Origin of the sequence: Streptomyces sp. NPDC048483 (assembly GCF_040651455.1) — a bacterium.
Taxonomy (GTDB): domain Bacteria; phylum Actinomycetota; class Actinomycetes; order Streptomycetales; family Streptomycetaceae; genus Streptomyces.
Genome location: NZ_JBEZJZ010000002.1, coordinates 205,441 through 217,519, shown reverse-complemented (window position 1 = coordinate 217,519; position 12,079 = coordinate 205,441). Strand labels below are relative to the sequence as shown.

Here is a 12,079-nt window from a genome sequence, read left to right as displayed (position 1 = left end):
GGGGCCCCCCCCCCGGGCGGGGCCCCCCCCCCCGGCGCGGGGGGGGGCCCGCCACGGCCGTTGGCAGGCGCGTTACGCGTCCTGGGTCTGCTTCACCCGGCGGTGCCGGCCGTGCACATCGGCCTGGCGCTCCTCCGCGGCGGCCGGGCCACGGTGCCTGCCGGAGCTTGCCGCCTCGGCGGCCTGGACGGACCCCTCCTGGGGGCGCGCCTCGGTCGTGTCGGTTCGGGCTTCGGACATGAAAACAGTCACTCCGTCAGATCGCTTACAGCTGTACGCGTCGGGACCTCCCCCAGCAACCGCCGGGGCTGACCCCAGGCGGAACTGTCGGCGGCCGGGTCAACCGGCGGCGTAGCCCCCGACGGAATTCTAACTTGGCGGGAAATAGCGCTCCACCGGGCCTCCTGGGCCGCCAGAGGTGCCTGTTGCAGCGGTACTGGCCTGCACATTTGGGGATGCGAGAGGACGTTCGGCGGTTCCGCTCCGCTGTCCGGAAGTTGTGCAGATGATGTGGAGCCGTTGTCGGCATCCCCTGCATCCGGGACAATCCCGCCCTCGCCTCCCGCCGTGGCGTCCGCCCCGGCCCGCGGAGCCGGCTCCGGTGTGCACTCCGGCCCGCCCCGCGGCTCCGTACGCGAACCGGACCCCCCGCCGTCCGCCTCCGACCCCGACTCCGTCCCCGCCACTCGTACCGGCACCTGCATCTGCCGCGGCCCCGTCCCAGACCCCGTTCCCGGCCCCGGCTCCGTCCCCGGCTCCAGCGGTACGGCCATCCGCGCCACCCCGCACGGCGCCGCGTCCGTCGCGCACGGCAGCAGCAGTTCGCCGCCCGCCGTCCACAGTCCGGTTCCCTCGAGCCACCCCTCCGGCACCGGGAGCCGCCGCAACTGCCGCCCCGACGGCTGCCACACGCCCAGCCGCGTCCCGTTCGCCGTATCGATCCGGAACGCCACCGCGCAGCTCTCCGGCATCAGCATCTGGCCGGGCTGGACGGCGAACGGCGTGACGAACCCGTCGGCCGGACGCAGGCATTCCGGGAAGCGCACCGGCAGGCTGCTGCCGAGCACACCCCAGCCCAGCCGGTCGTGCCCCGGGGCGTCCGACCGCAGCAGCAGCAGTCCGCTGCCCGGATCGGCCAGCAGCAGCCGGTCGTTGCTCTCCTCGGTGATCTGCAGCAGTGGGCTGGCCTCGCCGCCCCGCTCCAGGTCGAGCACCACGGTCTTCGTGCGGCCCGCCAGCTCCCGGTCCAGGGCCAGCAGCCGACCGTCGCGATCCAGCCATACGCCGCCCGTGCAGCGCCCCGGGATCTCGGTGACCCGCTCCGGGCCGTACGCCCCGCCGTGCACCAGCCACAGCACGGTGCCGCGCGCGCCGGGCGCCAGGGCGTAGCCGAGCCTCCCGCCCGGCGTGGGCGGCAGCAGGGTCAGCTCGCGCGCTTCCACGGCGCCCAGCAGGAGTTCGCCGGTCCCCGGACCCGTCGGGTACAGCAGGGAGAGCGCGAAGCGGTCGGCGACCCGGCGCAGGATCAGCACCCGGCCGTCGGCGAGCGGCAGCAGTTCGCTGTCCGGCTCCTCGGGCTGGACGCCGGGCAGCGGCACGGCGTACGGCTCGGGGCCGCTCAGCGTCCAGCGCTCCGGAAACCGGCTCCCGGCGGCGTCGTCGTGACGGGCGAGCCGCGCGGCGTACGAGCCATCGGCGGCGATCGTCAGCGCCGCGCGGTGCGGACTGTTGAGCGCCGTGGCGCCCTCAGGGGCACAGATCGTCATCGAGTGGTCACCTCCAGTCAGGAAGCGACGGTAGTTTTCGCACTTCCGGCCGATCAACGCAAGTTGCCGCACTTCACGCATAAGGGTGGCAGTTGTCCGGTTCGCCGGTCGGGGGAGGGGCGGGTGTGCTTCGCATTTCCGCCATACGTACAGTCGGACCGGCCACGCGCGACGACGGTCACCAGGAGCGCCGGCGCCGCTCACGGCCTCGCCGCGGTGCCCGGTGGAGCAGCCGCCGGAGCAACGACCCCGCCGCTGTCACAGCTGGGAGGTAACCTTCCACCCGTGCCCGTACTGTCTGAAGTCCTCACCGCGCTCGACGCCCTCTGGCCCCCCGAGCGGGCCGAAGGGTGGGACGCCGTCGGCACGGTCTGCGGAGACCCCGACAGCGAGGTCCGCCGTGTGCTGTTCGCCGTCGACCCGGTCCAGGAAGTGGTCGACGAAGCGGTGACGCTCGGCGCCGACCTCCTCGTCACCCATCACCCGCTCTACCTGCGCGGTACGACGACGGTCGCGGCCTCGACCTTCAAGGGCAAGGTCGTGCACACCCTGATCAAGCACGACATCGCCCTGCATGTCGCGCACACCAACGCCGACACCGCCGACCCCGGTGTCTCCGACGCCCTGGCCGGCGCCCTGGACCTGCGCATCATCGGCCCGCTGGTGCCGGACCCGGGTGACCCGGACGGCCGCCGGGGCCTCGGCCGGATCTGCGAGCTGGCGCACCCGATGACGCTGGCCGACTTCGCCTCGTACGCCGCGGCCCGGCTGCCCGCCACCGCGCAGGGCATCCGGGCGGCCGGCGATCCGGACCGCGAGATCCGTACCGTCGCCGTCTCCGGCGGCTCCGGCGACAGCCTTTTCGACGACGTACGGGCGGCCGGTGTGGACGCGTTCCTCACCGCCGACCTGCGCCACCACCCGGCCTCCGAGGCCACCCAGCAGACCCCGCTGGCGCTGCTCGACGCCGCCCACTGGGCCACCGAGTGGCCGTGGTGCGAGCAGGCAGCCGCCCAGCTCGACGCGGTCTCCGACCGGCACGACTGGGGCCTGCGCACGCATGTCTCCCGTACGGTCACCGACCCCTGGACCGCCCACGCGGCGTCCGCCCCCTTGACCACCCCGACGAACACCACAGGAGCCCCCCGCTGAACGCCGCGCCCGCCGACCAGATCCGCCTCCTCGACGTCCAGGACCTGGACGTGAGGCTCACCCAGCTCGCGCACCGGCGCCACAATCTGCCCGAGCTGGCCGAACTGCAGACCCTGGAGGCCGACCTCATCCAGCAGCGCGACCTGCTGGTTGCCGCGCAGACCGAGGAGAGCGACACCAGCCGCGAGCAGACCAAGGCCGAGCAGGACGTGGACCAGGTGCGCCAGCGCGCCGCCCGCGACCAGAAGCGCCTCGACTCCGGTGCCGTCACCTCCCCCAAGGACCTGGAGAACCTCCAGCACGAACTGACCTCGCTCGCCAAGCGGCAGGGCGACCTCGAGGACGTCGTCCTGGAGGTCATGGAGCGCCGCGAGGCCGCCCAGGAGCGGGTCACCGAGCTCACCGCCCGCGTCGAGGCCATCCAGGCCAAGGCCGACGACGCCGCCGCGCGCCGGGACGCCGCCTACGCCGAGATCGACGCCGAGCGCGACACGGTCACCAAGGAGCGCGAGCTGACCGTCGCCGACATCCCGGCCGACCTCCTCAAGCTCTACGACAAGATCCGCACCAAGGAGGGCGGCGTCGGCGCGGCCCGCCTCTCCCAGCGCCGCTGCGAGGGCTGCCGCCTGGAGCTGAACATCACCGAGATCAACGAGGTGCGGGCGGCCGCCGCCGACACCGTCATCCGGTGCGAGAACTGCACGCGCATCCTGGTCCGTACGCCCGACTCGGGCCTGTAGGTCATGACCCGGACGTTCATCGTCGAGGCGGACGGCGGGTCCCGGGGCAACCCGGGGCCGGCCGGCTACGGCGCGGTGGTCCTCGACCCGGCGACCGGTGAGGCGCTGGCCGAGGCCGCCGAGTTCATCGGCACCGCGACCAACAACGTCGCCGAGTACAAGGGCCTGCTGGCCGGGCTGCGCGCCGCGCGTGCCCTGGACCCCGAGGCCACCGTCCACGTACGGATGGACTCCAAGCTGGTCGTCGAGCAGATGTCGGGGCGCTGGAAGATCAAGCACCCGGACATGAAGCCGCTGGCCGCCGAGGCCGCGACGGTCTTCCCGTCCGGCCAGGTCACCTACGAGTGGATCCCGCGGGCGAAGAACAAGCACGCCGACCGGCTCGCCAACGAGGCGATGGACGCGGGCAAGCAGGGCAAGCAGTGGGAGCCGGGGGTCTCCAAGGCGGCCCTGGCCACGGGCGCCGCCGCGGCGCCCACCCGCAGCGCCGCCGCGCGGGCCGCCGACGAGGCCGCCGAGGCGGCCCAGGCCCCCTCGGAGCCGCGCGGCTGGGGCGCCCCCGACCTGGGCGCGCCCGCGACCTTCGTCCTGCTGCGACACGGCGAGACCGCGCTGACGCCAGAGAAGCGGTTCTCCGGCAGCGGCGGCAACGACCCCGAACTCTCCGCCGCCGGACGCCGCCAGGCCGAGGCCACCGCCGCCGCGCTCGCCGCCCGCGGCACGATCCAGGCCGTCGTCAGCTCACCGCTGCGCCGCTGCCGGGAGACGGCCGGGGCGGTCGCCGCCCGGCTCGGCCTGGAGGTCCGTATCGAAGAGGGCCTCCGCGAAACCGACTTCGGGGTCTGGGAGGGCCTGACCTTCGCCGAGGTGCGCGAGCGCTACCCCGACGACCTCGACACCTGGCTCGGCTCCGCCAAGGCGGCACCCACCGGCGGCGGCGAGTCCTTCGCCACGGTCGCCCGCCGGGTCTCGGTCACCCGCGACAAACTGATCGCCCGTTACGCCGGCCGGACCGTCCTGCTGGTCACCCACGTCACGCCGATCAAGACCCTGGTCCGGCTGGCGCTGGGCGCCCCGCCCGAGTCGCTGTTCCGCATGGAACTGTCCGCGGCGTCGCTGTCGGCGGTCGCGTACTACGCCGACGGCAACGCCTCGCTGCGGCTGCTGAACGACACCTCCCACCTGCGCTGAGCCGGTTACGCCGGTCGACGGCGGCGGCGCGCTCGGCTGCTGCGGAGCGTGCCCGCCGCCGGGCCGACGGGCCGCACTGCCCTTGATCCGGACGGAAATTGACGAGGCGTCACGGGTCACCGTCCATTTCGCGTGTCATTCCGGCCCGGCGGAGGGGGCGGAGCGAACAACCCCGGCTGTGCTGCGAACGGCGCAGGTCACGGGGCGGGTTGTTCGCAACGAGCCTCGGCGCCCGCCGCCGCGCCGTACATGCGCCCGCCGTCAGCCGCGCAGCGCCGCCGCCTCGCGGGCGAGGTGCTCGACCCGCGTCCAGTCCTTCGTGGCCAGCGCGTCGGCCGGGAGCATCCAGGTGCCGCCGACGCAGCCCACGTTCGGCAGTGCCAGATACGAGGGCGCCGAGGCCAGACCGATTCCGCCGGTCGGGCAGAACCGGGCCTGGGGGAGCGGGGCGGCCAGCGACGTGAGGTAGGACGTCCCACCTGCCGCCTCGGCCGGGAAGAACTTCAGCTCGGTGATGCCCTCGTCGAGCAGGGTCACCACCTCCGAGGCCGTCGAGACGCCCGGCAGGAACGGCACCCCGGAGTCCTTCATCGCGCCCAGCAGCCGCGGCGACCAGCCGGGGCTGACCAGGAAGCGGGAGCCGGCCGCGCGGGCCGCCGCGACATGCTCCGGGGTGAGGAGCGTGCCGGCGCCGACCACCGCGTCCGGCACCTCGTCCGCGATGGCCCGGATGGCGTCCAGCGCGGCCGGCGTCCGCAGGGTCACCTCGATCGCCGGCAGCCCGCCCGCCACAAGCGCACGGGCGAGCGGAACGGCATCGGCGGCGTCCTGCAGCACGACGACCGGGATGACGGGGGCGAGCCCGAGGACCGAGGGGGTGGCGGCGGGCACGGGGGAGGAGGCGGCGCTGGTCACGCCGCCCATAGTGCGTCCACTGGACCACTCCTCGCAACGACCGTTGCGCATGTTGCAACCGACTGGGGCTGGGCGGCCTCACAGGGGACAGCCCGTCCCGACGCACAGCCCGTCCCGGCGCCCTACGTCCGACGTCCTATGTCCTACAGCTCCGTCACGATCACATCGATGCCCCACGCCTTGCCGCCCTTGGCCGGGGCCTGTGCCTCCACCGCGTAGCCGAGGCCGCGCAGCGCCTCCACCAGCTCCGCGGGGTCCTCCGGCCGCAGCCCCGCCGTCAGCAGGTCACGGACCAGCCGCCCCTTGGTCGCCTTGTTGAAGTGGCTGACCACCGACCGCTTCTCGACCCCGTCGACGATCTTCGACTGGAGTACCCGCACCGTGGCGGTACGCCCCGCGACCTCGCCCTTGGGCTTCCACGCCGTCGCATACGCCGCCGACCGCAGATCGAGCACCAGCCCCTCCCCGGCCGCCTCGGGCATCACCTCGGCCATCGGCGCCCGCCAGTACGCGCCCAGCGCCCCCAGCGCGGGCAGCTTCACGCCCATCGAGCAGCGGTAGGAAGGAATCCGGTCGCCCATCCGTACGGCGCCCCACAGCCCCGAGAACACCAGCAGCGACTCCTCGGCGAGCGCCCGCGCCCGCGCATCCAGGGAGGCCGGCCCCAGGGCGTCGTACAGCACCCCCGTATAGATCTCCCCGGCCGGTCGAGTCCCCGCCGCGCGCAACCCGGCATTCTTGGCGATCTCGCCCTTGAGCCCCTGGCTGAGCCCGAGCACCTCCTGGGCCTTGGTCTCGTCCGCCGCGCACAGCTCGACGAGCTCCTCGAGCACCGCCTCGCGCGCCGCGTTCAGCCCTGGCAGTGACAGTGATCCCACGTCCAACGTCGGACCTCCATCCCCCGCGGCCTTCCCCTCGGACGGCGGCAACAGCACGAGCACGGTGTTCTCCTTCATGGCGGTACGGGCGGGGGTGCGGCCCCACAAAAGCGTATGGCCTGCGCCGGGCGCCCGAAGAACCCGCTCACCTCGTGGGAAGCGCCGCCCCCGGGGCGGACGATCACCCGCGCCGGCGGCGCCGGGAGCGCTGGGCGGACGATCACACCGCGCCACGGGCGCCGGGCCGCCATACGCTCGGTTCCATGCCCCGTCGCCATATGCATGTGACCGACGCCGCCGAGGCCCCGCTCCGCGCCGCCCTGCATGACCTGCGCGGACAGCTGGAGATCCCGGACCACTTCCCGCCCACGGCACAGGCCGAGGCGGAGAGCGCCGCCCGTGCCCCGCGCATCCCGGCCCCCGACGGGGCAGTCGTGACCGAGCACACCCTCGAGGACGCCACCGACCTCCCCCTCTTCACCGTCGACCCGCCCGGCTCCCTCGACCTCGACCAGGCCATGTTCCTCTCCCGCCGGCCCGGCGGAGGCTTCCGCGTCCACTACGCCATCGCCGACGTCGCCTCCTTCGTGACCCCCGGCGGCGCCCTCGACGCCGAGGCGCACCACCGCGTGGCCACCCTCTACTTCCCCGACGAACGCGTCCCCCTGCACCCGCCCGCCCTGAGCGAGGGCGCCGCCAGCCTGCTCCCCGATCAGGACCGCCCGGCCGTCCTGTGGGAACTCGACCTCGACGACCACGGCGCCCTGACCACCACCTCCGTACGCCGCGCCCTGGTCCGCTCCCGCGCCCGCCTGGACTACGCCGGCGTCCAGCGGGTCATCGACGACGGGACGGCCGAGGAACCGCTCGCCCTGCTCCGCGAGATCGGCCTGCTGCGGGAAGAACAGGAGGTCGCCCGCGGCGCCATCTCCCTCAACGTCCCCGAGCAGCAGATCGTCGAGCACCACGGCCGCTACACCCTCGCCTACCGCGCCCCGCTCCCGGCCGACGCCTGGAACGCCCAGATCTCGCTGCTCACCGGCATGGCCGCGGCCGAGCTGATGCTCGCCTCCGGCATCGGCATCCTCCGTACGCTCCCGATCGCCCCCGACGGCTCGGTCGCCCGGCTCCGGCTGACCGCCCGCGCCCTGGGCGTCGACTGGCACCACCACACCTCGTACGCCGCCCTCATCCGCACCCTCGACCCGCGCCGCGCCACCCACGCGGCCTTCCTCCAGGAGTGCACCACCCTGCTGCGCGGCGCCGGCTACACCGCCTTCGACGGCACCCCGCCCGACCCCTCCGCCGCCCAGCACGCCGCCGTCGCCGCCCCCTACGCGCACGCCACCGCGCCGCTGCGGCGGCTGGTCGACCGCTACACCTCCGAGCTGTGCCTGGCCGCCTCGGCCGGCACCGCACCGGCCGACTGGGTCCGCGGCGCGCTGGCCGTCCTGCCGCACGAGATGGAGACCGGCACCCAGCGCGCCAACCGGGTCGAGCGGGCCTGCGTCGACCTGGTGGAGGCGGCCGTGCTCCGCGACCGGGTGGGCGAGACCTTCGACGCCCTGGTGGTCGAGGTCGACCAGGACGACCCCACCCAGGGCACCGTCCATCTCTCCGACCCGGCCGTCATCGGCCCCGTCGAAACCACCCCCGACGGCCCGGAACTCCCCCTCGGCCACCGCATCCCGGTCCGCCTCACCGCCGCCGACCCGGGCCACGCCCTCGTCCGCTTCACCCCTGCCTGACCGCCGCCCGCTCACCGCCATCGCCACCACCCCTTCCTCGCTCTTCCCGTCGTGGGCGCCCTTCCCGCCGTGGGCGGACCGGAGATCACGACGTACCGAGGCGATCGCCTCCAGAGGGATCCGTATCTCCCTCCGGGCGCCGGCACGCAGCAGCAGGGTGTCCGCCCCGAGCACATGCGGCCGGGTGACCGCCGCCGCCTGGAACCCCACCATCATCAGCACCGTGTAGACATCGACGGCCGGCATCACCCCGTGCGCCACCAGCTGGTCCGCCAACAGCACACCCACCACGACCGTCTCCACCACGACCGTCTCCACCACGCACACAAACGTCAGCCCGTACGTGAACGCCGCCTGCCCCGCCGCATACGCCAGGGCCCGGTCGCCCGTCGCGACCCCGATCCGCCGGCGCGCCACCCACCACACCAGGCCGGCCGGCCACCGGCCCTCGTAGGCGGCCAGCCGGGGCAGCGCGCTGCCCCGGCTCACCGTGCCCCCGCCAGCCGCGGCCCCGCTCCCTGTGCACGCTCCGCGACCAGCCGGATCGCCCGGCGTACGGCCTCGGCCTGCGCGGGCGCGGAGTGCGCGTAGTACGCCGCCAGAAAACCGCTGTCCGCCGCGGCGCCCTGCCCGGCCACCCGCTCCCAGTTCTGCCCGCCGAAACCGTCGATCCGGGCGATCACCGCGTCCGGAACGCAGTCGGCGAGCGCCTGCGCGGCCTCCGCGACCCGCGGATCGTCCGGCGTGGCCTCCGTCAGCGCGTCGAGCAGCCCCTACACCTCGTACGTCCGCTCCATCGCCCCCGGCGCCGCGGTCACCTCCCCGAGCAGTTCCAGCACCCGCTTGCCCCCTCCGTCTTCCCCCACCGAATCGAGCAGCGCCACCACCTCGTGCAGCTCGCGCCCGGAGTCGTCGGCGAGTACGTCCCGCACCTCGTCCAGCCCGCCCCAGCTCCGTCAGCCGGCGCACCCGCGCGAGCGCGACGGCGTCCGGCGGCCCGTACTCCCGGTAGCCGTTGGCGCGGCGTGCGGGCTCGGCCAGCAGCCCCAGGTGGTGGTAGTGGCGTCCGGCGCGCGTGCTGACGCCGCCCAGACCTGCGAGTTCCCCGATTCTCATGGGGCCAGGAGGAACGTTGCCGCTGCGGCAAGGTCAAGCGGCCGTAGCGGGCCGGGTAGCATGGTCGGCACGGCGGACGAGCCGGCCGGGCGGCCGCGTGGGGACCTTCTGGTCTCCCCGAGGAACGTCCGGGCTCCACAGGGCAGGGTGGTGGGTAACGCCCACCCGGGGTGACCCGCGGGACAGTGCCACAGAAAACAGACCGCCGGGGCCGCAAGGCCTCGGTAAGGGTGAAACGGTGGTGTAAGAGACCACCAGCCTCCGAGGTGACTCGGAGGGCTAGGTAAACCCCACCCGGAGCAAGGTCAAGAGGAGCTGTCGTTCCGGAAGGGACGATGGCTCTGCGCGGATGACCGAGGGCTGCCCGCCCGAGTCCGCGGGTAGACCGCACGAGGCTGCCGGCAACGGCAGCCCTAGATGGATGGCCGCCTCCCCTCGGCCCGCAAGGACCGGGGGAGACAGAACCCGGCGTACAGGCCGACTCGTCCGCCACCCTCGCTCTGACCTGCGCAGATGCGAGCCACGCCCCTTGCGGGGGCAAATCCGGGGCGAATCAGCCCGGCGACGCTTTTACCATCAGCGACACCGGACCTCGCGCCACGGCGAGTCTCTCGATGACACCTTGCATACTCGCATGCACGGTCCGGGTCGCGCTGCTACCCCGAACCGCGAACTACTGCCTCACCCCGTAGCTCGTGACGAATCGTCACCCTTCGGAGTGAATGCCTTGGAGAACGCGGAGATGTGCACCTCCTCCATCCCCTCGCCGCTCTCGGCATAGATGTCCCAGGTGACCTCGAAACGATCGTGCCGCGAAAGCCGCTGCACCGTCTTCGGATCATGATCACCCGATTTCACCAGGGTCCGGGTGTAGAACTTCTTCAGGTCGTGGAAGACGGCGCGGGGGTCCACCCCGGCCGCCTCTACCGCGGCCCGCCAGTGATCATTGAACATCTGCCGCCGCAGCGCTCGCCCCTGGGCATTGACGATGATCAGCCCCTCCTCCGGCGGCGCCACATAGCCGCGCCGCAGCCGACGCGCCTCCGATGCAGCGGCCACGGGCGCCGACTTGTCATAGCCGGCCGCGAGGTGCGCCGCGATCTTCTCGACCAGGAAGTCGTCGATGGAGATCCACGTCATGCTCGCCTTCGTCTTGGTCTCCACCGCCTGGCCCTCCTGGCGCTGTTCTTCGACGTACCAGCGCTTGCGGAGGAAGTCGACGCGGTCCCGCGTCATGCCGAAGACCTCGCCCTCTCGAAGGCCGCCGCAGGCCGCCATCCACACCGTGACCTCCAGCCGAGGATCGATGCAGGCCGCGATCCGGGCGACGTCCTCCGGCGCGATCTTGGCGGGCTTGCGCTTGGACGCCGGAGGCAGCGCGACCCGAGAGACGACGTTGGCTGGGAGGGGAACATCCCTTTCATCGATCAGCCAATTAATCCAGATTCTCCACGTTTTGAAAATCTGCTTCAGGTAGGTCCGGGATTCGACAGCCTCCGCCAACGCGTCCACCAGGGCGTTACTGTCCCTGCGGCGCAGATCCCGGACCCGTAGGGGCCGACGCCTCTCCAGAAACGGGATCAGATGCGTGTCCATGTGTGAGGTGTAGGTGTTCCGCGTGTTCTTGTTCTTGTACTTCCTGGGCACCCACTCCTCCACCCACGCACGTGCCAGAGCGGCCGCGGGCTCAATGCCGATATCCGGATCGGTCCACGTTCCGCGCCGCAAGTCCGTACGGGCCTCGGCGAGTTTCTGCATGGCTTCGTCCCAGTGCGCGAAGGTGGGCCTCCGCGTCTGGCCGTGGGGGTCGACGTACTGCGCCCGCCACCACATCCCCCGGCCGTGATCGGCCGACGGATACAGCGGATGTTTCTTCGACCCGCACCGGCACGGCTCGTCGTCGGACTTCGGGTGTTTCTTGTGCCAGCGGTCGTACGGCCGCTCACTCATTCCTGTCACGCTGCCGTGGTCCCTTCGGTCTGCGCGCCAACGTCGGCGCGTCGACCGGCAGATGTACCAGCAGTTCGCGGTGGCCGGGCCGATTCACCGGACTTGATCAGCTCTACGAGCCCGGTGACCTCGCGCTCGGAATACCTGCGCCGCGCCCCGTGGTGGGGAGACAGCGGGTAGGAGCGGATCCGGCCCTCCCGCGCCCAGTTCTTGAGCGTCCCAGGGCTGATACCTAGCTGCCGTGCTGCCTCAACAGGAGTCAGGAGACGATCTGGTGCGCCACAGGCGCACGCCTTACGGCCAGGCCGGCCGGATCGGGCAGCAGAAGGCATCGGCATCCAATCAAAAGTGACGCACTTAGGTGCACTTAGGTGCATCTCGGCGTGTCATCCCGCTCAGGGCACTCTGACCCGCAGATCGCAACAAACGCGAATCAAGAAGACAGAAGAAACGTTTTTGTGCCAATGCTTCCCTCGTTGAGACGCGTCACCAGTCTTCGCGGTGGGAGGCGAGAGCTGTCGAAGCTGAGGCCAACACATGACGCCGTGCTGCGGGCGCCAGCCGGTAGTCTCCCGCCCGGCTAGACGCGTACCGCCTACCGCCGACACCATGCGCCCACGCCG

General features: G+C 72.6%; 10 protein-coding genes, 1 other RNA gene and 1 pseudogene. 5 read left to right on the top strand and 7 right to left on the bottom strand.

Translation table 11 applies throughout. From position 1 onward, the window contains the following. Positions 1 to 72: 72 nt before the first annotated feature. Positions 73 to 240, bottom strand: a complete 168-nt coding sequence (locus tag AB0D04_RS02095) for a hypothetical protein (RefSeq protein ID WP_362698250.1) — start codon at positions 238 to 240, stop codon at positions 73 to 75. Positions 241 to 248: 8 nt separating this feature from the next. Continuing rightward, positions 249 to 1,766 carry a hypothetical protein gene (locus AB0D04_RS02090; protein ID WP_362698247.1) on the bottom strand — a complete coding sequence of 506 codons (1,518 nt, stop codon included), beginning with the start codon at positions 1,764 to 1,766 and terminating at the stop codon, positions 249 to 251. Positions 1,767 to 2,051: 285 nt separating this feature from the next. Between AB0D04_RS02090 and AB0D04_RS02085 the strand changes: the two genes are divergently transcribed. The 3 genes from AB0D04_RS02085 to AB0D04_RS02075 are packed head-to-tail and all read left to right on the top strand — an operon-like array spanning position 2,052 to position 4,849. After that, entirely contained in the window at positions 2,052 to 2,918 is an 867-nt protein-coding gene (locus AB0D04_RS02085; RefSeq protein ID WP_362698244.1) for a Nif3-like dinuclear metal center hexameric protein, read from the top strand. Continuing rightward, positions 2,915 to 3,658, top strand: a complete 744-nt coding sequence (locus AB0D04_RS02080; RefSeq protein WP_362698282.1) for a C4-type zinc ribbon domain-containing protein — start codon at positions 2,915 to 2,917, stop codon at positions 3,656 to 3,658. Before AB0D04_RS02085 ends, AB0D04_RS02080 begins: the two co-directional genes overlap by 4 nt. Before the next feature lie 3 nt (positions 3,659 to 3,661). Further along, the gene (locus AB0D04_RS02075) at positions 3,662 to 4,849 is read left to right on the top strand and encodes a bifunctional RNase H/acid phosphatase (RefSeq protein WP_362698241.1); all 1,188 of its coding nucleotides are present in this window, start codon (positions 3,662 to 3,664) and stop codon (positions 4,847 to 4,849) included. Between the two features lie 261 nt (positions 4,850 to 5,110). On the opposite strand, the gene AB0D04_RS02070 is transcribed toward AB0D04_RS02075, so the two are convergent. Both AB0D04_RS02070 and yaaA read right to left on the bottom strand, forming a co-directional pair. Then, positions 5,111 to 5,773: a bifunctional 4-hydroxy-2-oxoglutarate aldolase/2-dehydro-3-deoxy-phosphogluconate aldolase gene (locus AB0D04_RS02070; protein ID WP_362698279.1), complete on the bottom strand. Its 663-nt coding sequence runs from the start codon at positions 5,771 to 5,773 to the stop codon at positions 5,111 to 5,113. A gap of 134 nt (positions 5,774 to 5,907) precedes the next feature. Then, positions 5,908 to 6,705, bottom strand: a complete 798-nt coding sequence (yaaA, locus tag AB0D04_RS02065; RefSeq protein WP_362698276.1) for a peroxide stress protein YaaA — start codon at positions 6,703 to 6,705, stop codon at positions 5,908 to 5,910. A gap of 200 nt (positions 6,706 to 6,905) precedes the next feature. On the opposite strand from yaaA, the gene AB0D04_RS02060 reads away from it, so the two are divergent. Further along, positions 6,906 to 8,390 (top strand): RNB domain-containing ribonuclease, encoded by a 1,485-nt coding sequence (locus AB0D04_RS02060; protein ID WP_362698238.1) that lies wholly within the window; start codon positions 6,906 to 6,908, stop codon positions 8,388 to 8,390. A gap of 485 nt (positions 8,391 to 8,875) precedes the next feature. On the opposite strand, the pseudogene AB0D04_RS02055 reads toward AB0D04_RS02060, so the two are convergent. Beyond that, positions 8,876 to 9,506, bottom strand: a pseudogene (locus AB0D04_RS02055) (MerR family transcriptional regulator). 77 nt (positions 9,507 to 9,583) lie between these two features. Between AB0D04_RS02055 and rnpB the strand changes: the two are divergent. Then, positions 9,584 to 9,995, top strand: an RNA gene (gene rnpB / locus AB0D04_RS02050) — RNase P RNA component class A. Between the two features lie 192 nt (positions 9,996 to 10,187). On the opposite strand, the gene AB0D04_RS02045 is transcribed toward rnpB, so the two are convergent. After that, the gene (locus AB0D04_RS02045; RefSeq protein ID WP_362698235.1) at positions 10,188 to 11,456 is read right to left on the bottom strand and encodes a tyrosine-type recombinase/integrase; all 1,269 of its coding nucleotides are present in this window, start codon (positions 11,454 to 11,456) and stop codon (positions 10,188 to 10,190) included. A gap of 5 nt (positions 11,457 to 11,461) precedes the next feature. Continuing rightward, a complete protein-coding gene (locus tag AB0D04_RS02040) occupies positions 11,462 to 11,788 on the bottom strand; it encodes a helix-turn-helix domain-containing protein (RefSeq protein ID WP_362698273.1) in 327 nt (108 codons plus the stop codon). Positions 11,789 to 12,079: the final 291 nt, after the last annotated feature.

Coding starts and splice junctions, on each gene's coding strand:
- AB0D04_RS02075 (WP_362698241.1), top strand. CDS start 3,662: ATGACCCGGACGTTCATCGTCGAGGCGGACGGCGGGTCCCGGGGCAAC.
- AB0D04_RS02045 (WP_362698235.1), bottom strand. CDS start 11,456: ATGAGTGAGCGGCCGTACGACCGCTGGCACAAGAAACACCCGAAGTCC.
- AB0D04_RS02070 (WP_362698279.1), bottom strand. CDS start 5,773: ATGGGCGGCGTGACCAGCGCCGCCTCCTCCCCCGTGCCCGCCGCCACC.
- AB0D04_RS02095 (WP_362698250.1), bottom strand. CDS start 240: ATGTCCGAAGCCCGAACCGACACGACCGAGGCGCGCCCCCAGGAGGGG.
- AB0D04_RS02090 (WP_362698247.1), bottom strand. CDS start 1,766: ATGACGATCTGTGCCCCTGAGGGCGCCACGGCGCTCAACAGTCCGCAC.
- AB0D04_RS02040 (WP_362698273.1), bottom strand. CDS start 11,788: ATGCCTTCTGCTGCCCGATCCGGCCGGCCTGGCCGTAAGGCGTGCGCC.
- AB0D04_RS02060 (WP_362698238.1), top strand. CDS start 6,906: ATGCCCCGTCGCCATATGCATGTGACCGACGCCGCCGAGGCCCCGCTC.